The sequence below is a fragment of the Gemmobacter caeni genome (assembly GCF_003054195.1).
GTDB lineage: Bacteria > Pseudomonadota > Alphaproteobacteria > Rhodobacterales > Rhodobacteraceae > Gemmobacter > Gemmobacter caeni.
The window spans coordinates 58,858-83,210 of sequence record NZ_QBKP01000013.1; the positions used below are offsets into that span (position 1 = coordinate 58,858).

Genomic DNA, 24,353 nt, shown 5'->3' on the forward strand with positions numbered 1-24,353 from the left:
TGGAACAGGTCGTCCCTGCTCGGCGGATGCGCCGCTTGCGGCCGGGCATCACAGTCCGAAACGTTGCGCTAAAGCCTGCAGACATGGGGTGACCACGATTTGCGCGGACACTCTCGACCTTTCTAGGCTCAGGACTTCGGTAACGGGGCTGTCCCGGTCAAGCCCTTTTGGGCGTGAGCTTTCACCCGCAGAGGAGCGGACGGGTTGAGGCAATCTTTTTGTCGCCCATCTCGGGCCGGCCTTCGTTTGAGATCACCCCGGGTGCATGCTTCGGTCCGTGGTCGGCGCGGCGGCCGCCAACATGATGCTAGTTCAATGCAATTCCGATGTGCCCATCTCATTGGCGTGCTCGATCGGTGTCGGCAACAGTCCGGACCACGGCATCATCGGAACCGCGTCCCTGGGGGGACCTCGAAGGCCTGCCGTGAGGCGGGCGTCCGCTGGGGGTCCGGTTTCTCACCCAAGCCTATCTCGCCGACGTGCTCGGCCGCATCCACGATCATAAGATCAACCGGCTCAACGAACTCCTGCCGTGGAACTGGGCGCCAATGGCCACCGCTCAGGCCGAGGCTGCCTGATGGCGACCGTCACGCACGTCTGCACCATCGACTATGTCGCGAAGATGCTCTGCGAAGACCCCGAGTTGCTTGAGGCCATCGTCTCCAACGACGACAATCTGACCTACGGTAACATCATCAGCGTCTACACCAGTTCGGAGGAAGCCATTACGGCTCTCACGGACCGCGGCATCGAAGAACTCGGAGACATGCTCCGGGCCGCACGCATGACCCCCGACACTTGGCATGAGTTCCTCGACGACTTCGTCCACGACGCAGAACTCGTCGCCCGCATCAAGGCCCAATCGCCGCGGTAGCAACCGGCCGCTTACGGAGAGACGACCATATTGATGTCCCTTCAAATGGGGTTCATCCTCCGAGACCAACCAGATCTCGGCAGGTCCAAGGTGACACGCATCGGAGTATGTGATGGCTTCATTTGTTGTCTTCGTCCAGATCGGCGGCGCGGTCGCGCTGCTGCTCGTCGGTCTCGGCTTCGTGCGCGACGGGGTCACGGTGGCCTTCGGCATCCGGTTGAAGACAGCGCTTGGCCTCGGCACACGAACGACCTTTCGCGCGTTTCTGACAGGTCTCGTCGCCACGCTGGGGCTTCAATCCTCCACATCGACGGCCCTTCTCACCGCATCCTTCCTCGAGCGGCACCTCATCGGCGGGCGCATGTCGCAGATCGTATTGCTTGGCGCGAATGTCGGCACCGCGCTCACCGCGCTGGTCATTTCGATCGGGCTGGGCGCCATCGCGCCGGCACTCCTGTTGATCGGCTTTGCGGCGAGCCGTCGCGAACCACCGGTCGTGAGCGGCAGCGGTCGCGCCCTCATCGGTCTGGGGCTGATGCTCGTTTCGCTCTCGCTCCTCGAAGCGGGCACGACGCCGCTGCGCGAGTCATCGGAGATGGCCGCGTTCCTTTCGATGCTGGGGGAGGCGTGGCCCGTCGCGCTGGTCTTCGCGGCCTGTATCGCCGCGGTCTGCTCGTCCTCTCTGGCCGCGGTCATGCTCGTGGCGGCGCTCGACGTCCCGTCCGGCCTCTGTGTCGTGCTCGTGCTGGGCGCTAACCTGGGCGGAGCGATCCCACCGGTTCTCGTGACGGCCAAATCCGGGATGGCCGCGCGACGGCTGACCCTCGGAAATCTGGTCGTGCGCGCGGCGGGGTGCCTTCTGGTTCTTCCGGTGGCCGGTTACTTCGGAACTATCCTCGAAAGGTTGCCGCTGCCGTTCACCGGATTGGCCGTCGAGGCCCATCTCGCCTTCAACATCCTCCTGTCTCTCTGCGTCCTCCCTTTCGCCGGCCGGTTGTCGCACGGCCTGGAGCGTCTCATGCCCGAGACCGAACCGGAAGGCGAAGGACCACCGCAATGGCTGGATGAGCAGGCCCTCGAGGCGCCGACTCTGGCCCTGGCCGGCGCAAGCCGGCAAGCCCTCGCCATCGGCGACGACATTGCGCGGATGCTCGACCTGACCCGTCTGGCCTTCCGCAAGAATGACGGAAGCCCGCTATCGGAGGTGGCCACTCTCGAAGACCGGGTGGACCTGCGCCAGGGACAGGTGAAGAGCTATCTGTCCCGCCTCGGTCGGGATGCGGACGAGCACGACAGGCGCCGCGCGATCACCATCCTCGACTATGTGATCAATCTCGAACATGTCGGCGATATCATCGAGAAGGGTCTTGCGGCCAACGTGCGCAAGAAGGTCGGATTGCAGCTCCTGTTTTCGGATGAGGGCTATCAGGAACTGGACGCCATGTTCCTGATGACGGCCGAGACCCTGCGAATGGCACAGACGATCTTCATGACACACGACATGGAGCTTGCCCGGCAGTTGATCGAACAGAAAGTTGAAATCCGCCACAGGGAGCATCAATCGGCGCAACGCCACCTTGTGCGGCTACGCGAAGGGCATCCACAAACGCAGGAGACGTCGTCCCTCCATCTCGACATCCTGCGTGACCTGAAGCGGATCACCGCGCATCTGGTCGCCGTCGCCCACCCGATCCTGGACGAGGAAGGGCTCCTTATCGAAAGCCGCCTGCGCAACGGATAACGGGCGGCCCACAGGCCGGCACAGGTTGGCCACGTTCCCGGCCCGCTCTCACATCTGCTGCCCTTGGCGAGGCCTCGCGCGAAAGAAGATCCTTCTCCTGAAACGGCAAACTTTGGAATCCAAATACACGATTAACTTGGTAGTCTTTCAGGGCAAGGAGATCCGAGATGATCAGAACACTCCTCGTCCCCGGCCTCGACGGCTCCCCCGCCCCGCATTGGCAGCATTGGTGGGCCGCCACCGATCCGACTGCAAAGATCGTGGAACAGCACTCATGGTCTGAGCCCACGCCCGAAGCCTGGCTCACGGAGATCGCCGCAGCGACGATGATTCACCCGGGCTCGGTGCTTGTCGGCCATTCCCTTGGCGCGATCGCGATCGCAAGGCTTCTCTCCTCTTGGCCACAAATCAACGTCGCGGGGGCTCTGATGGTCGCCCCGGCGGAACCGTCGAGGTGCAGCCGCATTGCGTCCTTCGGTTCGTGTCGCGTTGCCGTTAAATAGGGTCATCCTCAATTTGTGTGGTGCAGAGGGAGCATTCGGGCCCTGAGCAAGTTCGGGCCGGCTCGCCCATACATCGCGCGCTTCAAGGTCTTCAATCGGTTGATCTGGCCTTCGGCTTGACCATTGCTCCACTCCATTTCGATCGCATTCCTGACCGCATCAATGTCTCTGTTCAAGGTTCGGGCGAACCGCACGATGGGCGCTAGGTCCGTTTCGATCGCATCGTCGATCCAGGCGGGCAGCGGGTCTGCTTTTCGACCACGCAAGATGCCATTGAAACGCATGGCGAGGCGCCGCATTGTTGTGAAGGCAGGCGAGCCTTCCTTGAGAACTTCGACTTTTCTCGCCTGCTCCAAGGTAAATCTTCCTCTTGGTTTGATGCAGAGTGCGGCCGCGATAACCGGGGAAATCGCGTGCCCCGTTTCCGGGTCCCGGACCGGTGCAAGGACCTGATCTTCCTTGGTGGGTCCCTCCTGTTCCTCTTTTTCGGCTCTGCGCCATCCGGCCAAGAGCCGCTGCAAGTTTGACAGGCTGCCCTCATAACCACGTTCTTGGATCAAAGGGAGCAGCGCATTGCCGCTGCGAATACCGTTCTCCCAGCGTTGCTTCAGGTACTCTTCAAAATACCATGCGGAGGAGCGCTTGAGGACGGCGCGCTTTCGGTCAGGTGGCGTTTCGAACTGCAGCCATTTCGCGACGCTACGCCGGGGAAACCCCGTTCGCCGTCCGATCTCGCTGCACGTCAGCCCTTGCTGCCTAAGTACCGAAATGGTCTTGAAAATCTCTTCTCGGGATTTGCGATGGGCAAGACGTGATTTCAGAAGGTTCTGAGCTGTGCTGATGTTGTCTGCATCGGAGAGCAAGGCCCTTCCAGTTGCACGACCGTGCAGGTTCATTTGCTCCTCGATTGCCATGCGAAGGTTCTGCACGATATGAAACCGGTCGGCGACCTGTTCCGCCTGCGGCGCTCCTTGTCGGGCGGCTGGGGCGTAGAGACCGCAGCGATCCCGGCTTATGACTTCCACCTCAGGATGACGCCTTAGCCAGTCGGTGCATGTGACGACATCACGATCTTCGAGAACATCGATGACAGCGCGACGCTCGAGGTCGATGATGATCGTCCCGTAGTTCTGCGACTTTCGCCAACTCCAATCATCGATCCCGATGATCCGTGCGCGTGGTGGAACAACTTGAGCTGCGCGTAGCAACTGTCGGAGAATAGTATCGTCACTGACCCGGATACCCAGTCGCCGCAAGAGCCGTTCAGCTGGGGTGCCGCCAGCGGCGTGCGCCATATGGCCTAAGAGTTGTGCCTGTCGCGACGTCCGGCGCGCATAAGGGGTCGCCACCGCCCCCTCGCGATCGGAGAACGTGCGGCGGCGGCAATCCGAGTTCAAACATCGCCATCGACAAACCCTGAGCTCGATCCAAACCGCTTGGCCCTGAGCAGGAAAATCCTCGATCCGCCGGCGCCGCCAACCATGTCGTTGTCTTGAGGACGTCCCGCACTCAGGGCAGGTGCCATTCGGAGCCAGTCTGCCAGATACGACCCATGCACCCGTCTCAGACTGGCGGACCTCACCAACCTCGACGCTGGCGGTTGGAGCCCAATGCTTGTTCGATACCACGGCCTGATCCCTTCAATCTGTGAAACTCGGTCAGATCGTGACACACAAATTGAGGATGACCCCATTTAAGGGCTACGCGACAGCCGCCGTCCTACCCGCCGCTGCCTATCCGGTCGACTGCGCGATTTTGCTCTGTCTCGCAGGGGGCTGGCCGGCCTCTGCCGAATGCGCCCACGCGCGGGCGGTCTTCATCCGGCGCATCACACCCTGGCCTATCGAGCCGCCGCTGCAGATCTGGAACTGTCCAATGCGGGCGAGTTTCCATGGTGAGGCGAAACCGATCGAGCGCCTGTTCGACATCGCTGTTCGCGGTGAACCGGTGCCGCTCATCTCGATCCCGGAAACACCGCTGGCGCTTAAGCTTGTCCAGGATCGGGCGGATGTCGACATCTCCGATCCGGCGTTTGACTTCGTCCGTTCGATCCGCGTGTTCGAGATCACGTACCAACAACGAAGGAACCGGGATGGCGACTGCAACAGCTGGGGCAGCGTCTACATGGGCACCTATGGCGCTCAGGGCGACTACAGCCGTCGCCGGAGCAGTGTTTCTGCTGTTCCAGCTGCGTCAGATCTCGCTGTGCCGGCGGACTGCCGCGACTATCGGCACCGGTCAGTCTTTGTCGAGTGGCGTGACTATGAAGGAAGCTACGGCCATGAGGAGGTTCACTACTGAGGAAATGAAGGACCGCATCCCCCCGAACGATCGAAAGACGCAACCTCCAGAAACAGAAACGACGCCAGACCGTAGGCCCGACGCCGCACTGATTTCCTCGTGGTAGCGGGAAACGATCGCGAGCATATCGACCACGATTGGGTGTGCCTGGACGGGCCGCTACAAGCAGCGTGAGGGTGGGATGGCAGAGTTCACTCTTGCGGTGCATCTGGCAAGATAGAAGGAGCGCTCGGGTATCATCTCATCCCATTCCTTGCCAGTCTTCTGGATCACGTCGCAGGAGTTTCACTCTGACTATCTGAGGTTCCCAAAATCGGACGCGCAGTAGGTATCAAGGTGATCACCAATCCGAAAAGTACGAGTATCGAGCCCATGAGGAACCCGGATGTCAGGGTCTCATCAAAGAAGGTCACTCCGATGAACATGCCGAGCAGCGGCATCAAGAGCGCAAATGGGGCAACCTGATCCATACGGTTGCGTTCCAGCAACCAGTACCAGATCAGATAGGCCGCCACGAAGGACCCGAAGCCAAGTAGTGCCACTCCAAACCATTCGTAGGCCGAACCCGTCGCCAGAAGATGGAGATGGTTCCGCTCAACGGCAAACGACACGATCAGCAACTGGGGCGTCGCCATCAGGGACGTCACCCCGATCAGCTGCCTGGTATCATCGCGTGAGTACCGCCGTATCAGTGCTTGGCCGAGGCCCCAACTGGCGGTTCCCGAAAGTATCAGCAACAGCCCGGACAGGCTGCTGCCAGAACCCGGCGACCCGAGGACCACAGCAATCCCGAGGATTGAGACGGCGACGCCGATCATTCGGAAGGGGCTGAGCTTCTCGAGACCGAAGAGAGACGCAGCAATAATTGCGAAGGGTACCTGTGCCTGAACGACCAGATTGGCCAACGACGTATCAACCAGCGCCACCCCCGAGAAGATAAGGGCACTTTGCAGGCCGCACCCCAGGACAGAGATGAGGATGAGCCAGCGCCAAGGGGTCAGGATGGGAGAACCAGGCCGAAAAAGAGTTGTACCAGCAATGGCATACATCATCGCCGTCGTGAACAAAGGCTGAAAGTGAACCAGCGCTCCTTTTCCGAAAGAATAACCGGCTGCCCAAAGCAAAGGCGGCAGGACGGCAATCAGAATGTGAACTGGTTTCAATTGCAGCAACTCACGGACAGGACCACATTTGGAAGATAGCCCGGCGCATTGATCTGGATCGCCTGATCGCGACAGCTTTGATCGAAAGCTGGCGGTGCCGGAAATGCGGGATGATCGGCCGGGGCGGCAATCGGGTCGTATCAGGCCGGGCGCCGGCCGCGTCTAGCCCTGGACCGCCCGCGAGAGCATTCCGAACAGATCGCGCGGATCGTCGGGGTCCGCGATGATGTCAAGCCGCTGGAACAGGTCGGTCCCTTCCAGCCGGTCGCGGATATAGCAGAGCGCCGAGAAATCCTCGATGGCAAAGCCCACACCGTCGAACAGCGTGATCTGGCGGTCCGAAGTGCGGCCGGGCGCGGTGCCGGCGATGACTTGCCACATCTCGGTGACGGGGAAGTCCTCGGGCATCTGCTGGATCTCGCCCTCGATCCGGGTTTGCGGGGTGTATTCCACGAAGACATCGGACCGGCGCAAGATGTCGCCGTGCAACTCTGTCTTGCCGGGGCAGTCGCCGCCTATGGCGTTGATGTGGACACCGGCCCCCACCATGTTGTCAGTCAGGATCGTGGCATACTGCTTGTCTGCGGTACAGGTGGTGACGATCTGCGCCCCTTCGATGGCCTCTTGCGCGGTCTTGCAGGCGGTCAACCCGATGCCCCGATCAGACAAGTTCCGCATCAGTTTGGCCGTCGCGGCGGGGTCGATGTCGTAGAGCCGCAGCTCGCTGATCCCGCAGATTGCGCGCATCGCAAGGGCCTGAAACTCGGATTGCGCGCCATTGCCGATCATCGCCATGGTCGTGGCGCCTTTGGGCGCCAGATGGCGCGCGACCATGGCGCTTGTCGCGGCGGTGCGCAGCGCCGTCAACAGCGTCATTTCGGTCAAGAGTTCAGGATAGCCGGTGTCGACACGCGCCAGAAGGCCGAAGGCGGTGACCGTCTGCAAGCCCGATTTCGTGTTCTTCGGGTGGCCGTTCACATATTTGAAACCGTAGCTGACCCCATCCGATGTCGGCATCAGCTCGATCACACCTTCGGCCGAATGGCTGGCCACGCGCGGCGTCTTGTCGAACAGGGTCCAGCGGCGGAAGTCGTCCTCGATATAGCGGGCAAGGTCGCGCAGCGCGGTCTCGACGCCGATGCTGTTGACCAGCCGCATCATGTTTTCCACGCTGACAAAGCGAATGAAGGCAAGGTCCGAGGGTTTGGGGGCGGTCATGGCGGTCCTTCAGGAATGGCTGCGGGTGGGCCGGTCAAAGACGCAGCGGCCGAACAGCGAGGCGGTCAGATCGACCATCAGAGCGGCGGTTCGCCCGCGATCGTCGAGAAACGGGTTCAGTTCCACAAGGTCCAGCGAGGTGACAAGCCCGCTGTCGTGCAGCATCTCCATCGCCAGATGCGCCTCGCGGAAGGTGGCGCCGCCCGGCACGGTGGTGCCGACGGCGGGCGCGATGGCGGGGTCGAGGAAATCGACATCCAGCGACAGGTGCAGCATGCCGTTCGCGGCCCTCACTGCGGCGATGAACTCGGCCAGCGGGGCGGCGATGCCGCGTTCGTCGATCTGGCGCATGTCGATGGCACGCATGCCCGCCGACTGAATCGCCGCGCGTTCCGGCCCGTCGACCGAGCGCAGGCCGATGAAGCAGATGTTTCGCGGCGGCACCGGATTCGCCATCGGCGGAAACCCGTCAAAGCCGGGCTGCCCGGTGACATAGCCGATGGGCGTGCCGTGCAGGTTGCCCGAGGCCGAGGTGGCCGGGCTGTGGATGTCGGGATGGGCATCCAGCCACAGGACGAACAGCGGTCGGCCTTTCGCCGCGGCGTGATCGGCCACGCCCGCCACGGTGCCCAGCGACAGCGCATGATCGCCGCCGAGGAAGATCGGAAAGCCGGTGGCCATCGCGTCACGGGCAGCATTCGACAGAAGCCTCGTCCATTCGATGTTTTCGGACCGGGCATGGACCTGCCCGGCGGGCGCGGGCGGCGGCGCCTTGGGGCCGGGCACGTCGCCCCGGTCCTCGACCCGCCAGCCAAGATCGGCCAGCGTCTCGGCAAGGCCCGCGACGCGATAGGCTTCTGGCCCCATCGAACAGCCGCGGCGGCGCTTGCCGCAATCAAGCGGCGCGCCGATCAGGATGCAGGTGCCGCCGCTCATGCCGACACCGCCGCCGTCACGATCACCTCGACCAGCAGGTCCGATCCGGCCAGCCGCGCCTCACCGCAGGCCCGTGCAGGGGCGCAGCCTTCGGGCATCCACTCGTCCCACACCGCATTCATCGCGTCATAGTCGGCCATATGGGCAAGCCAGATCGTCGCTTGCAGGATGTCGCGGCGCGAGGATCCGGCTTCGGTCAGCAAGGCATCGACGCGGGACAGGCAGTCGCGGGTCTGCTCGGCCACGGTGGCGCCTGCGCCGACCTGTCCGCACAGCCAGATTGTGCCGTTGTGGCGGACGATGCGGCTCATCCGGGCGGTGGTGTGGAAACGCTCGATCATTTGATCCCCATGGGTGGTGCGACGGCGGCGGCGGCGGGTTCGCGGCGGCGTTCCAGATGGCGCAGATAGCGCCGCTCCAGCCAACGGAAGACCCGGGTGATGGCAAAGACGATGATGAAGTAGAGGACGGCCGCGGTGATCAGCCCCTCATAGGCCAGGTAGTAGCGCCCGTTCAGCCAGCGGCCGACGCCAAGTATGTCCTGCAGGGTGATGGTACTGGCCACGACCGAGCCGTGCAGCATGAAGATCACCTCATTGGAGTAGGCAGGAATGGCGCGGCGAAAGGCCGACGGCAGGATGATGCGGCGCAAGCGTCCGCAGTAGGAATGGCCGGTGGCGATCGCCGCCTCGACCTCGCCTGCGGGCGTATCGACGATGGCGCCGCGCAACAGCTCGGTCGAATAGGCGGCGGTGTTCAGGGTGAAGGCAATCAGCGCGCACCACCAGGCCTGCGACAGTACGGGATCCCACAGCCACGAGTCGCGGATGAAGGCAAATTGGCCCGCGCCGTAATAAAGCAGATAGGTCTGCACCAACAGCGGCGTGCCGCGAAAGACATAGGTATAGGTCCAGACCAGCGGGTTCAGCACCCGGTGTCGCGACGCACGGGCAATGGCCAGCGGCACGGCAAGCGCGGCGCCAAGCGCCAGCGACAGGAAGGTCAGGCCCAGCGTCACCCGCACGCCGACCAGGAAACGGTCGAAATTCTGGGCGATCAGCGGCAGGTCCAGCGGGAACCAGTTCAGAAAGGTTTCCATCGCTCAGGCCCTTTGCACGCCGCGGCTGTAGCGCCGTTCCAGTGCACGCAGGCCCAGGTCCGACAGCGCCGTCAGGCCAAGATAGATCACGAAGGCCGCCGCCATGAAGGTGAACAGCGCGTCAGTCGACCGGCCCGCCGCAAAGGCGTTGTAGACCAGATCCTGCAAGCCGATGACCGAGACCAGCGCCGTCGTCTTCAGCTGCACCAGCCAGTTGTTGCCGAAACCGGGCAGGGCATAGCGCACCATCTGCGGCCAGACGATGCGGCGGAACAGAAGCGGGCGCGACATGCCGATGCTGATTCCGGCTTCGATCTGGCCTCGCGGGATGGCAAGGATCGCACCGCGGAAGGTTTCGGTGAAGTAGGCGCCGAAGATCACGCCGATGGTCAGGGCGCCGGCGGCGAACTGGCTGACCTCGAGATAATCCCAGAGGCCGGTGGCAGCGCCGATGGCGTTCAGCGTGACCTGCCCGCCGAAGAAGACCAGCATGATCAGCACAAGGTCCGGCACGCCGCGCACCAGCGTCGTATAGGCGCCGGCCAGCGCCCTTGCGGTGCGGTTGGCCGATAGTTTCGCCCAGGCGCCGATCAGCCCCAGAGCCACCGAAAAGAACAGCGAGGCCAGCGCAATCTGAACCGTTGTCACCAGCCCGGCCCAAAGCTGTGATCGGTATTCGATAAGAAGATCCATGCCTGACCTCACGCAAAGGCCGGGGGCGCGGGATGCGCCCCCGGGGTCCGGTTACATCCCGTCGGGACGGCCGCCGTAGATGTCGAAGGGGAAATACTTGTCGTTGACGGTCTTGTAGGTGCCGTTGTCGCGGATCGCGGTGATCGCCGCGCTGAAGGCGTCGCGCAGTTCTTCCTCACCCTGGCGCACGGCAATGCCCACGCCTTCGCCATAGCAATCGACATCGGTATGATCGCCGGCAAGGAAGGCAAAATCCGCGCCCTCGGGTTTGGACAGGAAGCTTTCCTGCGAGATCAGCGAATCCGACAGTTGCGCGTCGATCCGGCCAAGGGCAAGGTCGCTGAACACTTCTTCCTGCGTGCCGTAAAGGACGATTTCCGCCTCGGGGAACATCTTTTCGGCATAGCACTGGTGGGTCGAGCCGCGCTGCACGCCCAGACGCTTGCCAGCCAGCCCTGTCGCCGTGCCTTCAAGGCCGGAGTCCTTCTTCGCCACCACCCGCGCCGGGGTCTTGTAATACTTCGCCGAAAAGTCGATCTGGCGCTTGCGTTCCTCGGTGATCGACATCGAGGCGACGATGGCGTCGAACTTCTTCGCCTTCAGCGCCGGGATCATCCCGTCCCAGTCCTGTTCGACCAGCTCGCAGTCGCGCTTCATCTCGGCGCACAGCGCCATGGCGATGTCGATGTCAAAGCCCGCAAGGCTGCCGTCCGCCTGCTTGAACGAGAAGGGCGGATAGGCGCCTTCGACGCCGATGCGCAGCTTGTCCTGCGCAAAGGCGCCGGTGGCAAGGGTCGCAAGGGTGGCTGCGGCGATGAGGGTCTTTCTGATCATGGTGGTTCCTCCTCTGGGTGATCAGTTCATCCGGGACAGGAAGGCCCGGAATTGGTCGGTCTGCGGGTTGCGGAAAAGCTGGTCGGGCGGGCCTTCCTCGCAGATCTGTCCCTGATGCAGGAACACGGTCCGGGATGAGACATCGCGGGCAAAGGCCATCTCATGCGTGACGACAAGCATGGTGCGCCCCTCGTCAGCCAGCGCGCGCATGACGGCCAGAACCTCGCCCACCAGTTCGGGGTCAAGGGCCGAGGTCGGCTCGTCGAACAGCATCACGTCGGGTTCCATCGCCAGCGCGCGGGCGATGGCCACGCGCTGCTGCTGGCCGCCCGACAGATGCGCGGGGTAATAGTCGGCGCGGTCCGACAGGCCGACCTTGGCCAGAAGTGCCGCGGCCTTCTCGCGCGCCTCGCGGCGCGGGGTGCCAAGCACATGCACCGGGCCTTCGGTGATGTTCTCCATCACGGTCATGTGCGACCAGAGGTTGAAGCCCTGAAACACCATCGCCAGCCTTGCCCGCATCCGTTCGACCTGGCGCAAGTCGGCGGGGCGGCGTTCGCCTTGGCGGCTGGTCATCCGCATCTCCTCGCCCTTCAGCCAGACCTTGCCGTCGGTGGGGGTCTCCAGCAGGTTGATGCAGCGCAGGAAGGTGCTTTTGCCCGAGCCTGAGGCGCCAAGGATCGCCACGACATCGCCCTTGGCGGCACTCATCGAGATGCCCTTCAACACCTCATGCCCACCAAAGCTCTTGCGGATGTTTTCGACACGGAGCGCGGGTTCGGTCATGTGGTTTCCTCTGGCTGGGGACCGAGGGCTGCAATCTCGGCCAGGGTGACGGGCTTGACGGGGGTGCGGATGCGGCCCGGCCCGAGGGTGGACGCGGGGCGGTCGGTCGCTTCGGCGATCAGCCCGATGACGGTGGTCTCGCACATCCGGCCCTGACAGGGGCCCATTCCTGTGCGCAGGCTGGTGCGCATCAGGCGCAGGCCCTCGGCGCCGGTGCAGGCGGCCTTGCGGATGGAACCGGCGGTAACCTCCTCGCAGCGGCAGACGATGGTCTCGTCCGGCGGGGCTAGGAAGGCGGAGGGCACGGAATAAGCTGCATCGAGGAACGGCCGCAGGGAAAGCGCGCGCGACAAAGCGCGGCGGAGCGGAGCGGCCCGCCGGTCGCGCCCGGCTGCATCCAGCTTTCCGGCCTGGTGCAGGATCGCCAGCGCGGCCAGCGCGCCCTTTGCCCGCGCAGCCTCGGCGCCGCCGATCCCGCCGCCGTCGCCTGCAACGAACACATGGGGCTCGGACGACTGCCCCCAGGGGTCCAGCGTCGGCCGCCAGGCGCCTTGCTCCGCGTCATATTCATGCGCCAGACCCATCGAGCGGGTCAGGTGGCTTTGCGGGATCACGCCCAGATGGGTCAGCAACAGGCCGCACGTCAGGCTGTGGCTCTGCTTTCCGGTGGTGAAGTCAAAGCGGATCCGGCCGTCCTCCGTCGTCTCTGCCCGGAAGTCGGCGGCGCCCCGATACCACGGGATGCCGGCCGCGCGGATGCGGGCGATCAGACCAAGGCCCTTGATCAGGGTCGGCAGGCCGAACAGCGCGCGCGGCAGTTTCGGCAGGGCATGGGTGATCGCCGTCGGCGTCTCGACCAGCGCGACCGGCGGCGCACCTGCCGCGATCATCTGCGCCGCGACCAGATAGAGCAGCGGCCCCGCCCCGGCGAGGATGGCCTCATCCGGCACCATACCCGACTGTTTCATCAGGATTTGCGCCGCACCTGCGGGCATCAGCCCCGGCAGGGTCCAGCCCGGAAAAGGCACGGGCCGCTCCTGCGCGCCGGTGGCGATCAGGACATGCGCGGCCGGGCTGACATGACTTTGCCCGTCGCGCAACCAGATCACGCCGCGCCTTGCGTCGATGCGCCAGACGGTTGCGCGGGGCTGATGCGTGATGCCGGGATGATCGAGGCCCTGCACCAGAGCGCCGCCGCGCGCGTAATCGGCCCCCAGCCAGCCGCGCCCCGCTACCGCGCCGACATTCCGGTAGATCTGCCCGCCCGCCCGCTCCTGTTCGTCCAGAAGCGTGACCGACAACCCGCCCTCCGCCGCCACCCGGGCCGCCGCCATCCCGGCTGGACCGGCGCCGATGATGACCAGATCGGCGCTCATGGCTGGTCCCCCAGCCGGCGCGCGCCGATCTGGCGCTGGATCACCATGCCCTCGCGCGCGCTCACCATGCAGGCCTGCACATTCGGGTGCCCGTCGATGGTGACAAGGCAGTCGAAACACACCCCCATCATGCAATAGGGCGCGCGCCCCGCGCCGGTGACAGGCGTCTGGCGCGTGGCGCCCCCGCTGTGCGCCAGCAGCGCCGCGGCGACGCTTTCGCCCGGCCGGGCCAGCACGGGCACCCCGTCCAGCATCAGGCGCAGGCTGCGCGGGGCGGCGCCGGGGGCGTCACGAAAGCGCGAAGCGGCGTTCATCGAAAGCCTCCAGATCCGGGGCGGCGGGATCGCCGTCGATCCATTCGGCCAGCCGTGTTGCGTGCAGGGGTGCCAGCGTGACCCCGCTGTGACAGGTGACAAGGAAGGCGCCCGGATGATCGGCGGAACGCTGGTAGATCGGATAGCCGTCCGGCGTCATGACGCGCAGCGCCGCCCAGGAGCGCAGCACGCGCAGATCGGCCAGCCGGGGCCAGACCGCGACGGCGTGCTGCGCTAGTCCCACCATCGTGGTGGTCGTCTCGGTGTCGCAGTCGGTCTCGGCCTTGGTGCCGCCGATCTGAAAACCGCCCTCATCGACCTGCCGGATCGTGCTGGAGAGGAAGGGCAGGCGGTCGGCCACCCGCTCGGTGATCATCAGCTCGCCCCGCTGCGCCCGGATCGGCGCCCGGAACCCCAGCTGCGGGCCAAGATGCGCCGCCCCCAGGCCCGCGCACAGAACCACGCGGCTGGCGCGGGTCTGACGGCCGGTCTCGTCCAAAAGGGCGAAACCAGCGCCCGCTGGGCGCACGGATACGACGCTGGCGCCGCAAGTGATGCGGACCCCGCTGGCAAGGCAGGCCTGCCGCAACGCGAAATGCAGGCGCAGCGGGTTCACATGGCCATCAAGCGGGCAGAAACTCGCCCCGACCACGCGCTGACCGATGCCGGGCAGGCGCGCCGCAAGATCGGCGTGGTTCAGGAGTTCAAAAGATAAGCGGTCGTCCAGCGCGTTGGCCTGCCGGTGCAGGTCGTGGCCGAAAGCCTCATATTCCGCAGCGTCGGTGAAGAACTCGTAGCCGCCCTGCTGACACAGCGCCAGATCGACGTCGACCAGCCCTGACAGGCGTTTCGCAAAGTCGGGCCAGGCCTGCACCGCCTGAAAAGACCAGCGCGCATAGGGCGCATAGCCTGCGCCCTTGCCCTGCAACCAGACCAGCCCGAAATTCCCCTGCGAAGCGCGCATGTCGCCGTCGCGCCCGTCCAGCACCAGCACCTCATGCCCGCGCGCCGCAAGCCCGAGGGCCACGCACAGCCCTACGATGCCCCCGCCAATGATTGCTGTGCCTGCTTGCGCTGACATGGCCGATCTCCCCTTGCTGCAGGGATGACAGATCAGGGGCGAATATGTAAAATCCGAAGAATCGCGCTATCCATACGTCAATGCTATGAGTCTGACATGCGGCTTTCCCATCGGCAGATCGAGGCCTTCCGCGCCATCATCGAAAGCGGCTCGGTCACGGCCGCCGCCGATCTGCTGTTCCTAACCCAACCCTCGGTCAGCCGCCTGCTGGCCGATCTTGAGGCCGAACTCGGCTTTGCGCTGTTCGCCCGCATCGGCCGCAGCCTGACGCCCACGCCCGAGGCCGACGCGCTATATGAGGAGGTGCGGCGGTCGTTCGTCGGGCTTCAGGAAATCTCCCGCGTGGCCGATGACATCCGGCAATACCGCAGCGGCAGCCTGAAGATCGCGGCGATGCCGGCCCTTGGATTGCAGTTCCTGCCTGGCGCCATAGCCGACTTCACCGCTGAGCGGCCCGGCATCGCCGTCTCGCTTCGGGTGCGCAGTTCGCATGCCGTGGTGCAGCACCTCAGTTCGCAGCAATTCGACGTGGGTTTCAGCGCGCTGGACTTCGATCTGCCGGCGATCCGGCGCGAACCGCTGGGAACAATGCCCATGCTGGCGGTGCTGCCGCCCGGCCATGCGCTCTGTGACAAGACGGTGCTGGAACCGCAGGATTTCCACCAACGGCCCTTCATCGCCCTTGGCAGCGAGATCAGCACAAGGTCCGACACCGACCGCTTCTTTGCCGATCATGGCATCAAGCCCCGCGTGGTCGCCGAGGCGCAACTGTCCTTCGCCATCTGCGCCATGGTCGCCGGAGGCGCGGGCGTTTCGATCGTCGAGCCGGTGACGGCGCAGCATTGCGCGCATCTCGGCATGGTCGTGGCCCGTCCGATCCGCCCGGTTCAGCCCTTCACCTATGACATCCTCACCCCGGCCCTGCGCCCCGCTTCGCGGCTGGTCAGCGATCTGGTGCAGCGGGTCCGCCAGCGGTTTGCCGGGCTTGCCGCGACAGAGGCTCAATCCCCCGGCGACAGGGCGTGAAGGCTTTGCCAGAACGTCTCGACCACCGGGGGTGCGGGCCGCGTGGTCTGGCGGATCTTCAACAGGTGCCGAAAGGCGCCAGGGTCGTCGGGCTGCAAGAAGGAGAGCGCGCCGCCCGTTGCACGCATCGCGCTTTCGGGCAGGATCGTGGCGCCCAGCCCGGCATGAACGAAAGCCAGAAGGGCCGTGGTATTGCGCGATTCAAGGCCTGAGCGCAGCACCAGCCCTTCGACGGCAGGGTTCTTCACCATCCCGCAGAGCGGGTTGACGATCATCGGCTCCAGTTCCGTCAGTGCCCAATCCCTGCGGCCCTCGCTTGCCGCGCGGTCGATGGGGCCACCCACCCGGCAGACGATGCCCAGCGGCGTGCGTTCGATCAGCGTTCCTTCGCCGGCGTTTTCCGGTGCCGCCGAAACGATGCCGATATCCGCCTCGTCATTCTCGATCCGGCGGCGGACCGAGGCGCTGTCCACATCGTTGATTTCCAACCGCACATCCGGGCGTTCGCGGCGAAACCGCAGGATCACCGGGGGCAACAGACCGATGGTCGCAGACGGCACCGCCGCGATCCGCACCAGCCCGCCGGTCGCGGTGGCATAGCGGCGGATCGCGCCGACGCTGCGCTCGAACGCCTCGTTGGCGCGGCGGCTTTCCTCCAGCACCAGAAGGCCGAGCGGTGTCAGGCGGCTCTTGCGGCCAGCCTCGAACAGCGCGCCTCCGACCTCCTGTTCCAGTTGCAAGAGCATCATCGAGACGGCCGAGGGCGTTCTGCCGAGGGCCTCGGCCGCACGGGCCAGAGACCCCTGCGCGGCGGTGGTCTGGAAGACGCGCAGCATCTCGAGTTTCATTTCAGTTTTCCTGCAATTTCATTCAGAACTTCAAGATTGCCTGAATTGATAGGCGCACCCTAAACCGGATGCAAAGGAAAGTGAGGCGCCATGACCCAGAATCAGCATCTTCATATCGCGGGCCGCTGGCAGTCCGGCATCTCGACGGTCGAGAACCGCAACCCGTCCGACCTGTCGGACCTGATCGGCCATTATGACCAGGCCAGCGCCGAGCAGCTGGATCAGGCGCTGGACGCGGCGCGGGAGGCCCAGCCGGTCTGGTGGGCGGCCGGCATCCAGAAACGCCATGACGTGCTGATGGCCATCGGCACCGAGCTGATGGCCCGCGCCGGGGAAATCGGCCGCATCATCGCGCGCGAGGAAGGCAAGCCCTTGGCCGAGGGCAAGGGCGAAACCTATCGCGCCGGCCAGTTCTTTACCTATTACGCGGCGGAATGTCTGCGCAATCAGGGTGATCTGGCCGAAAGCGTGCGCCCCGGCATCGAGATCGACGTGCGGCGCGAGCCGGTGGGCGTGGTAGCGATCGTCAGCCCGTGGAATTTCCCGGTGGCGACACCGGCATGGAAGATCGCGCCCGCGCTGGCCTTTGGCAATGCCGTGGTCTGGAAGCCCGCCAACCTGACCCCCGCCAGTGCGGTGGCGCTGGCCGAAATCATCGCGCGGCAGGATATTCCGCCGGGCTTGTTCAACCTGGTGCTGGGTTCGGGCCGCGAGGTCGGGCAGCGGCTGGTCGAAAGCCCCAAGGTGGATGCGATCAGCTTTACCGGCTCGGTGGGCGTCGGGCGCGGCATCGCGGCCGCAGCCGTGGCCAACATGACCAAGGTGCAGATGGAGATGGGGTCCAAGAACCCCATGCTCATCATGGACGATTGTGACCTGGATCTGGCCGTCACTCATGCCGCCAATGCGGCCTTTGGCGGGACGGGGCAGAAATGCACCGCAGCCAGCCGGCTGATCGTGCATTCCACGATCCATGACCAGTTCGCCGAGCGTCTGGTCGCGGCGGCCAAGGCGTTCAAGGTCGGCCACGCGCTGCAAGACGGCACCCAGATTGGCCCGGTGGTCAGCGAAAGCCAGCTTGCCCAGAACCTCGCCTATGTCGAAAAGGGCCGCGCCGAGGGCGCAGAGCTGCTGTGCGGCGGCGACCGTGTGGAACGCGAGACCCAGGGCTATTTCATGGCCCCTGCCGTGCTGGCCGGAACCCGCAATGACATGACCGTCAACCGCGAGGAAATGTTCGCACCGATTACCTGCCTGATCAAGGCCGACAACTATGCGGAGGCGCTGTCCATCGCCAATGACAGCCAGTTCGGCCTGACCGCCGGGATCATGACCCGCAGCCTCTCGCGCGCCAGTCATTTCCGCGCCAACATGCGGGCGGGCTGCGTCATGGTGAACCTGCCCACCGCCGGCACCGATTACCATGTGCCCTTTGGCGGACGCGGCGCGTCCAGCTTTGGTTCGCGCGAACAGGGACGCTACGCAGCCGAGTTCTACACCAGCGTGAAGACCGCCTATGTCGCCGCGGGGGCGCCGGAATGACGCCGCTGATCGACGGCCTGCAATACGCCAACTGGTCGGAAAAGATCTTTCGCCAGATGCGCGCCGGTGGCGTGGATGCGGTGCATGTCACCATCACCTATCACGAGACCTTCCGCGAGACGGTGCAGGTGATCGAACGCTGGAACCGATGGTTCGAGCTGTTCCCCGACCTGATCTTTCAGGGGCGGACAGCCGCCGATGTGAGCCGCGCCCGCGACACCGGGCGCACCGCGATCTTCTTCGGCTCGCAGAATCCGTCCTGCATCGAGGACGACATCGGCCTGGTCGAGGTGCTGCACACGCTAGGCCTGAGGTTCATGCAACTGACCTACAACAATCAGTCGCTGCTGGCCTCGGGCTGCTACGAAGACACCGACAGCGGGTTGACCCGCATGGGCCGCGCCGTGGTTTCCGAGATGAACCGCGTCGGCATGGTCGTGGACATGAGCCATTCGGCCGAACGTTCCACGCTCGAGGCGATTGAGCACTCGACGCGGCCGATCACCATCAGCCACGCCAATCTGCACAGCTGGCACCCGGCGCTGCGCAACAAGTCGGATACGCTGCTGCGCGCGCTTGGCCAATCCGGCGGGTTTCTGGGTCTGTCGGTGTATCCGCATCACCTCAAGGGCGGCAGCGCCTGCACGCTTCAGGACTGGTGCGACATGGTGGCCCGCGCGCTGGATCTGGTCGGTCCCCGTCAGGTTGGGATCGGTACCGATCTGTGCCAAGACCAGCCCGACAGCATCGTCGAATGGATGCGAACCGGGCGTTGGACCAAGACGGTGGATTACGGCGAAGGCAGTGCCGATGCGCCGGGGTTTCCGCCGATGCCCGCATGGTTCCACGACAACCGCGATTTCGGCAGCCTCCGCGCGGGGCTCAAGGCGGCAGGGCTGGATCTCGCTGCTATCGACGGCGTGATGGGCGGCAATTGGCATCGCTTTTTTGAGATCAGTTTCGGTCCCGCTGAGATGCCACAAACACTATCGAGGCGCGCTGTCGGTTGACGGCGGCCCCATGACACAACGTTCAGGGAGGAACGACATGGCAGATATTTCGATGGAGGGAGGCCGCAGCGCCTTGCAGCGGATCAACAGACCGCTGTTCGCGCTGTCGGGTGGGTTTATCCTGCTGTTTTGTCTATACGCGCTTGTGGACCTTGACGGGCTTTCGGCGGCGGTTGACTGGGGCTTTGCCGTTTCGGCCAAGTACTTCGGCCTTTACTGGCAGATCCTGATGCTGGCCACATTCTTGATCAGCCTTGTCCTTTGCGTGCTGCCTGGCGGCCGCACGCGCCTTGGCGGGCTGTCGATGCCCGAGTTCAAGACCTTCAACTGGGCGTCGATGATCATGTGCACGCTGCTGGCTGGTGGCGGCGTGTTCTGGGCCGCAGGGGAGCCGATCGCGCATTTCCTGTCCACCCCGCCGCTGTTCGGCGAGGCGCCGGCCGATCTTCAGGCCCGCGCCAATATTGCAATGGCGCAAAGCTTTCTGCATTGGGGCTTTCTGGCCTGGGCGATCCTCGGTTCGCTTTCGGGCGTCATGCTGATGCATTACCACTATGACAAAGGCCTGCCGCTGGCGCCGCGCACGCTGCTCTATCCCGTGTTCGGCGACCGGGCGATCAACGGTCCCATCGGCCTGATTGCGGACGCCACCTGCATCGTCGCCGTGGTTGCGGGCACGGTCGGGCCGATCGGTTTCCTTGGTCTGCAGATGTCTTATGGCATCAATGCCCTGACCGGCATTCCCGATACCTTCGCCACGCAGGCCGTGGTGATCATGGCGCTGGTCGCGGTCTATACGCTGTCGGCCATTTCGGGCCTGGCCAAGGGTATCCAGATGCTGTCCACGCTGAACGTGATCCTGGCGCTCGGCCTTCTGGTCTTCCTTCTGGTATTCGGGCCGACCACGGCCATGCTGACCAGCTTCTTCGGCGGCATGGGCGTCTATCTTGAGAACTTCTTCCAGATGTCGATGTATCGCGGCGAGGCGGGGATGTTCGGCGAACCCGGCTGGCTGGGCTGGTGGACCGTGTTCTTCTGGGGCTGGTTCATGGGCTATGGTCCGCTGATGGCGATCTTCATCGCCCGGGTCAGCCGTGGCCGGTCGATCCGCCAGATCGTCCTCATGCTGTCAATTGCGGCACCGCTGATCACCAATTTCTGGTTCACCATTATCGGCGGGTCGGGCATCGCCTTCGAAATGGCCTCGCCCGGGGTCATTGCCGGACCGTTCGAGGGCTTCAACCTGCCCGCCGCGCTGCTGGCAATCACCAGCGCCATGCCGGCCGGGTTCATCCTGTCGATCCTGTTTCTGATCCTGACCATGATCTTTGTGGCCACCACCAGCGATTCGATGAGCTATGTGATCTCGGCGGCGATGTCCGAGGGCGAACCCTCAGTTGCGCTGCGCGCCTTTTGGGGGATTGCCATGGGGGTGATGGCGCTAATCCTGATCTCGACCGGGTCGGGCGGCATTGGCAAGCTGCAAAGCTTCATCGTCGTGACGGCAGTTCCGGTATCGATCATCCTGCTGCCATCGCTATGGGACGCGCTGCGAATCACCCTGATGCTGGGCCGCAAGGCCTGAGTCTTCGTCCAGGGGCGCCAGCCCCCGGGCCATACGGAACCGGAGAAGAAGATGAACCGCATGTTGCCCCAACCGACCGGCGATCTGGCCCGGTTCCGCCGTTCGCCAGATCAAGTGATGACGCTTGCTCGCATGGGGGCCGCCCATCCGACGCGGCTTTCGTTCCTGCGCCAGTTGCTGCGCCGAATGGAAAGCGAAGGCTGGCGCTTTGACCGCCCGCTGTGGGACATCAATGCGAAGGGTGTCGGCCGCGCGGTCTATCGCGCCATCGGCCCCGTCCGCACCTACAGCCTGGTGGCCTTTGCCCATGACCTGCCTGACGAGATGCGGTCCGACAGAGTGATTGCCACCGCCTGGGACGCGACCTTTGCCCTGTTCGATGGTAACCCCACGCGCGAGGATATTGCGCGGCTCGAAGCCAATGTCCCCCTGCAGGAGGCGGGCCGGATCACCCCGCACGAGCTGTCGCTCAGCCGCGCCAACCGCTCCGTCCGGCTGTTTGCACATGTGGTTGACCGGCTGGCGCAGGGCGAACAGCCCGACCCGGCCGAGGTCGCCGCCGTCGGCTATCTGATGCGCACCACCGCCGTCTATGGCGCGGGCAAGTTCGGCGCTGCCGACCGTTCGATCATCGCCGACCGGCCGGAAATGGCGGCCCCTTTCCAGGCCGAGATGCTCAGCGTCTGGCTTACCCGCCAGTTCACCACCGACCTTGTTGAACATCTGGCGGCATCGAGGGGCGGCGAGCGCGCGGCGCGGCTGGATCCTGCCACCCGCCGCAGCCTTGGCGTTGGCAATTCCACCGGCCTCGGCATGGCGCCGTTCCTTGTGCGCCATCCGGTTCTCATGAACAACTGGATGCGCGCACGGGAAGAAGCGCTAGCCCGCGTCCGCGCCCTGCCGACAGCCGATGCCGACAGCCTTCAGTCCCTGAATGCTGCGCTGGCCGAGGCCCGTCGCAACGCCGGACTGTGGCAGTCCGAGCACCCCATCCAGGTTGCAAAGCTGAAGGATCTCGATGCCGATCTTGACCTGATAGCAAACAAGCTTACGAACTGGCCCCGAACTTCACCCTATCCTTGGGACGATCTTTGGCACTGGGGCGAGGTCACGCTGACGCTGGAGGGGCAAGAGGCGCTTCTGTCCCTGATGCTTGAACCGCATGGAAAGCTCATCGACGATCTCGGCCCCACCATGTCCGCCGACGAGGCCATTGCAGCGCGCATCGATGGTGCAATGACCGTCGAGACCCTGCGTCGGCTGATCCGCGAGCATTTCCGCTGGGCGCTGGATATCGACTTCCGTGATTCCGCGAACGATGCCCGCTTCTGGTATGTGTCTGAGGAAAAGCTCGAACCGCGGTTGGGCGAACGTCACAGCGAAGACGGTGCCGAATTGGAACAACCACTCTGCATCGCCCGGCTGGTGCAGGAGCTGCACATCGCACTTCAAGGCGAAGACGGTGACACGACCGTCGCCGCCTTCCTGATGCGCGACCCCGGCCAGCGCTATGCTGCTCGGCGGGTGCAGATTGCCGAAGGCCACCCCTTCGCCGAAGTGCGTGACAACTTGATCGGCAAGGACATGCTGCCCATCGACCTGATGCGCTGCAAGCTGGCCTTCTTCGGCGCCAGCCGCTTTGATCCGCGGTCCGACAAATGGGTCCGTATCAGCATGTTCCAAGACATGCCCTATCCCGATGAAATGGCCGGGAGGAACCGGTGATGTCCTTGACGGAAGCCCATGATCCGACAGCCTCGGCGACGACCTTTTCCGAACATCCCGTGCCGCTGACCCGCTTGTCGCGCAACGAAGTGGAAACCCTGTGCCTGAAGGCCGCACGCGGCGCCGGCATGCCATGGGGGCTGGCCGAAGAAGCCGGCTTCGCGGCAGGCTGGTTGGCTGCCCGCGGCATTGATGGTCCGGCGGCCCTGCTGGCCCATCTTGCGGCGCGGCCTGCGGGAGGTGGTGCCCTGACCATCTCTGGCCGGATCTGGGCGGCGCAGGACGGGCGCGCGCTTTGCCCGATCACGGCCGGCGCGTCGCTTGACGACCACGCGGGCCTGCCGGAAGGCGTTTCTGCCGCGCCTGTCATGGTCGGGGCGTTGCGTCATCCGGTGCTTGCCGTTCCACATCTGGCGCGAATCGCCAAGGCGATCAATGCGGCGATCGAAATCGGTTGGAACGGCGAAAAGGCCGTTATTTCGGCCGACGGTGAGGTGGATCCGGCAAAGCTGACCGCGCTTTCCAAGCTGCAGGAAGCACAGGTTGTGCTGGTGACCTGCCGGGCGGAACACAAGATCGCGCCCCCTGCCCCCGACATGTGCCCTCTCTCGGCAGAGACGCTGGCCGGACTCAACGCGCTGTCAATGCGCACGACAGTTCCGGCATCCGAAACCTCGCGCCGGGGCGCTGGCGCGATGGTCAGCGACAATGACTGAAACCGAAGGAAGAATCATGACATTGACCCACCTCAATCCCGGCCCCCGCATGAGCGAGGCCGTCACGGTCGGCGACATCGTCTTTCTGGCCGGGCAGGTGCCCGACGATCTGACGGCGGACATCACGACCCAGACCCGGCAGGTTCTAGCGAATGTCGATGCCGTGATGGCAGAACTGGGCGGCAGCAAGGCCGACATCGCGTCGGTCCAGGTCTGGCTGGCCGACATGGCGGATTTCGCTGGGATGAACGCCGTCTGGGACGCCTGGGTCGATCTGGGCAACCCTCCGGCCCGGGCGACAGGTGGCGTTGCTCTGGCGCGTGCAGGTATGCGCGTCGAAATGATCGTCGTCGCCCGTAATCCTAGGCGTCTTTAGGCTCACTTCCGGTTGATCTCCGCTCGGCTGCTGGTCGATGCCGATTTGGCAGCTTAGTCTCTGCCGCGAGATAGAACAGACCCGGCAGATGCGCCGGGTCAGCCCTTGTATCTCCAACGGCTGCGCATGGATAGGCCGTCAAAGCATCACTCAAGGCTTGTGAGTGCTCGGGTGGCTGGCAATGATCCAAGCCGCACTAACGCGCATGCGTCTACGACCGGAATCGATAAACAGGATTGATCGCCACGCTCAAAAAGAAGCGGCACCCAAAGGTGCCGCAGTTTGCAGATCGTTACCGGTCTGCAGGGAGATCAAGTCACAGTGGATGCCATGAACTGCCAATGGCTGACGGAGCCAGCGTTCTCAAATCCGTGGTTGGGTCCCGCACCAGATTGGGCTGAACAGTTTGGCCCGCCTCGATGATCCGCTTGCCGACCATGTAGGCCCGCGGGTCGTTCATGGCGTCGACGGCCAATAGCCGTTTTCCCCCGAAGTACCAAACTGAGGCAGAGCGACCTTGGCCGCGCCGTTCAACCACCTGGTTGTAGGCACACTGCCCCAATCTGGCGAAGACCATCAAAAGAATCTTCACGTTTCAAACATTTT

25 protein-coding genes and 1 pseudogene are annotated in these 24,353 nt (G+C 64.4%); 12 read left to right on the forward strand and 14 right to left on the reverse strand.

The annotated features are described in order from the left end of the window. Positions 1-461: 461 nt before the first annotated feature. From C8N34_RS18000 to C8N34_RS18015, 4 genes and pseudogenes are all read left to right on the forward strand, one after another. Positions 462-578: pseudogene (locus C8N34_RS18000) on the forward strand (transposase domain-containing protein); the annotation flags it as partial. Next, complete coding sequence (locus tag C8N34_RS18005) at positions 578-874, forward strand: hypothetical protein (protein ID WP_108129925.1); 297 nt, start codon at positions 578-580, stop codon at positions 872-874. The pseudogene C8N34_RS18000 and the gene C8N34_RS18005, both read left to right, overlap by 1 nt. 112 nt (positions 875-986) lie before the next feature. Next, complete coding sequence (locus C8N34_RS18010; protein ID WP_108129926.1) at positions 987-2,615, forward strand: Na/Pi cotransporter family protein; 1,629 nt, start codon at positions 987-989, stop codon at positions 2,613-2,615. A gap of 167 nt (positions 2,616-2,782) precedes the next feature. Then, complete coding sequence (locus tag C8N34_RS18015) at positions 2,783-3,118, forward strand: RBBP9/YdeN family alpha/beta hydrolase (RefSeq protein ID WP_108129927.1); 336 nt, start codon at positions 2,783-2,785, stop codon at positions 3,116-3,118. An 8-nt stretch (positions 3,119-3,126) separates the two neighbouring features. Here C8N34_RS18015 and C8N34_RS18020 read toward each other — a convergent pair whose 3' ends face one another. Next, positions 3,127-4,746: an ISL3 family transposase gene (locus tag C8N34_RS18020; RefSeq protein WP_422387669.1), complete on the reverse strand. Its 1,620-nt coding sequence runs from the start codon at positions 4,744-4,746 to the stop codon at positions 3,127-3,129. A gap of 55 nt (positions 4,747-4,801) precedes the next feature. Between C8N34_RS18020 and C8N34_RS18025 the strand changes: the two genes are divergently transcribed. Then, a complete protein-coding gene (locus C8N34_RS18025) occupies positions 4,802-5,419 on the forward strand; it encodes a hypothetical protein (protein WP_242013841.1) in 618 nt (205 codons plus the stop codon). Positions 5,420-5,688: 269 nt separating this feature from the next. On the opposite strand, the gene C8N34_RS18030 is transcribed toward C8N34_RS18025, so the two are convergent. From C8N34_RS18030 to C8N34_RS18080, 11 genes are all read right to left on the reverse strand, one after another. Further along, positions 5,689-6,582: a DMT family transporter gene (locus C8N34_RS18030; protein ID WP_145693644.1), complete on the reverse strand. Its 894-nt coding sequence runs from the start codon at positions 6,580-6,582 to the stop codon at positions 5,689-5,691. Between the two features lie 162 nt (positions 6,583-6,744). Beyond that, the gene (locus C8N34_RS18035; RefSeq protein WP_108129929.1) at positions 6,745-7,800 is read right to left on the reverse strand and encodes an ornithine cyclodeaminase; all 1,056 of its coding nucleotides are present in this window, start codon (positions 7,798-7,800) and stop codon (positions 6,745-6,747) included. A gap of 9 nt (positions 7,801-7,809) precedes the next feature. Then, a complete protein-coding gene (gene rocF / locus C8N34_RS18040; RefSeq protein ID WP_108129930.1) occupies positions 7,810-8,736 on the reverse strand; it encodes an arginase in 927 nt (308 codons plus the stop codon). Further along, complete coding sequence (locus C8N34_RS18045; protein ID WP_108129931.1) at positions 8,733-9,077, reverse strand: RidA family protein; 345 nt, start codon at positions 9,075-9,077, stop codon at positions 8,733-8,735. Before C8N34_RS18045 ends, rocF begins: the two co-directional genes overlap by 4 nt. Then, complete coding sequence (locus C8N34_RS18050) at positions 9,074-9,835, reverse strand: ABC transporter permease (RefSeq protein WP_108129932.1); 762 nt, start codon at positions 9,833-9,835, stop codon at positions 9,074-9,076. Before C8N34_RS18050 ends, C8N34_RS18045 begins: the two co-directional genes overlap by 4 nt. Before the next feature lie 3 nt (positions 9,836-9,838). Next, positions 9,839-10,528: an ABC transporter permease gene (locus C8N34_RS18055; RefSeq protein WP_108129933.1), complete on the reverse strand. Its 690-nt coding sequence runs from the start codon at positions 10,526-10,528 to the stop codon at positions 9,839-9,841. A gap of 51 nt (positions 10,529-10,579) precedes the next feature. Further along, entirely contained in the window at positions 10,580-11,362 is a 783-nt protein-coding gene (locus C8N34_RS18060; RefSeq protein WP_108129934.1) for an ABC transporter substrate-binding protein, read from the reverse strand. Positions 11,363-11,383: 21 nt separating this feature from the next. Next, positions 11,384-12,148 (reverse strand): ABC transporter ATP-binding protein, encoded by a 765-nt coding sequence (locus C8N34_RS18065; RefSeq protein ID WP_108129935.1) that lies wholly within the window; start codon positions 12,146-12,148, stop codon positions 11,384-11,386. After that, positions 12,145-13,524, reverse strand: a complete 1,380-nt coding sequence (locus C8N34_RS18070; RefSeq protein ID WP_108129936.1) for an FAD/NAD(P)-dependent oxidoreductase — start codon at positions 13,522-13,524, stop codon at positions 12,145-12,147. The genes C8N34_RS18065 and C8N34_RS18070 overlap by 4 nt, the downstream gene beginning before the upstream one ends. Further along, the gene (locus tag C8N34_RS18075) at positions 13,521-13,838 is read right to left on the reverse strand and encodes a (2Fe-2S)-binding protein (protein ID WP_108129937.1); all 318 of its coding nucleotides are present in this window, start codon (positions 13,836-13,838) and stop codon (positions 13,521-13,523) included. The genes C8N34_RS18070 and C8N34_RS18075 overlap by 4 nt, the downstream gene beginning before the upstream one ends. Then, entirely contained in the window at positions 13,813-14,919 is a 1,107-nt protein-coding gene (locus C8N34_RS18080) for an NAD(P)/FAD-dependent oxidoreductase (protein WP_108129938.1), read from the reverse strand. Before C8N34_RS18080 ends, C8N34_RS18075 begins: the two co-directional genes overlap by 26 nt. A gap of 96 nt (positions 14,920-15,015) precedes the next feature. Between C8N34_RS18080 and C8N34_RS18085 the strand changes: the two genes are divergently transcribed. Next, positions 15,016-15,945: a LysR substrate-binding domain-containing protein gene (locus C8N34_RS18085; RefSeq protein WP_158640726.1), complete on the forward strand. Its 930-nt coding sequence runs from the start codon at positions 15,016-15,018 to the stop codon at positions 15,943-15,945. On the opposite strand, the gene C8N34_RS18090 is transcribed toward C8N34_RS18085, so the two are convergent. Next, complete coding sequence (locus C8N34_RS18090) at positions 15,921-16,793, reverse strand: LysR family transcriptional regulator (RefSeq protein ID WP_108129940.1); 873 nt, start codon at positions 16,791-16,793, stop codon at positions 15,921-15,923. The two genes, C8N34_RS18085 and C8N34_RS18090, sit on opposite strands and share 25 nt — an antisense overlap. 90 nt (positions 16,794-16,883) lie before the next feature. Between C8N34_RS18090 and C8N34_RS18095 the strand changes: the two genes are divergently transcribed. The 6 genes from C8N34_RS18095 to C8N34_RS18120 are packed head-to-tail and all read left to right on the forward strand — an operon-like array spanning position 16,884 to position 23,747. Next, positions 16,884-18,335, forward strand: coding sequence for an aldehyde dehydrogenase family protein (locus C8N34_RS18095; protein WP_108129941.1), 1,452 nt, complete (start codon positions 16,884-16,886; stop codon positions 18,333-18,335). Then, entirely contained in the window at positions 18,332-19,345 is a 1,014-nt protein-coding gene (locus tag C8N34_RS18100; RefSeq protein WP_108129942.1) for a membrane dipeptidase, read from the forward strand. Before C8N34_RS18095 ends, C8N34_RS18100 begins: the two co-directional genes overlap by 4 nt. A 37-nt stretch (positions 19,346-19,382) precedes the next feature. Then, the gene (locus C8N34_RS18105; RefSeq protein ID WP_108129943.1) at positions 19,383-20,930 is read left to right on the forward strand and encodes a BCCT family transporter; all 1,548 of its coding nucleotides are present in this window, start codon (positions 19,383-19,385) and stop codon (positions 20,928-20,930) included. A 51-nt stretch (positions 20,931-20,981) separates the two neighbouring features. Continuing rightward, positions 20,982-22,655: a hypothetical protein gene (locus C8N34_RS18110; RefSeq protein ID WP_211317737.1), complete on the forward strand. Its 1,674-nt coding sequence runs from the start codon at positions 20,982-20,984 to the stop codon at positions 22,653-22,655. Next, entirely contained in the window at positions 22,655-23,371 is a 717-nt protein-coding gene (locus tag C8N34_RS18115; RefSeq protein WP_108129944.1) for a DUF3726 domain-containing protein, read from the forward strand. The genes C8N34_RS18110 and C8N34_RS18115 overlap by 1 nt, the downstream gene beginning before the upstream one ends. A 16-nt stretch (positions 23,372-23,387) precedes the next feature. Further along, a complete protein-coding gene (locus C8N34_RS18120) occupies positions 23,388-23,747 on the forward strand; it encodes a RidA family protein (protein WP_108129945.1) in 360 nt (119 codons plus the stop codon). A 316-nt stretch (positions 23,748-24,063) separates the two neighbouring features. Here C8N34_RS18120 and C8N34_RS18125 read toward each other — a convergent pair whose 3' ends face one another. Next, positions 24,064-24,339, reverse strand: a complete 276-nt coding sequence (locus C8N34_RS18125; protein ID WP_242013842.1) for an oxidoreductase C-terminal domain-containing protein — start codon at positions 24,337-24,339, stop codon at positions 24,064-24,066. Positions 24,340-24,353 lie beyond the last annotated feature (14 nt).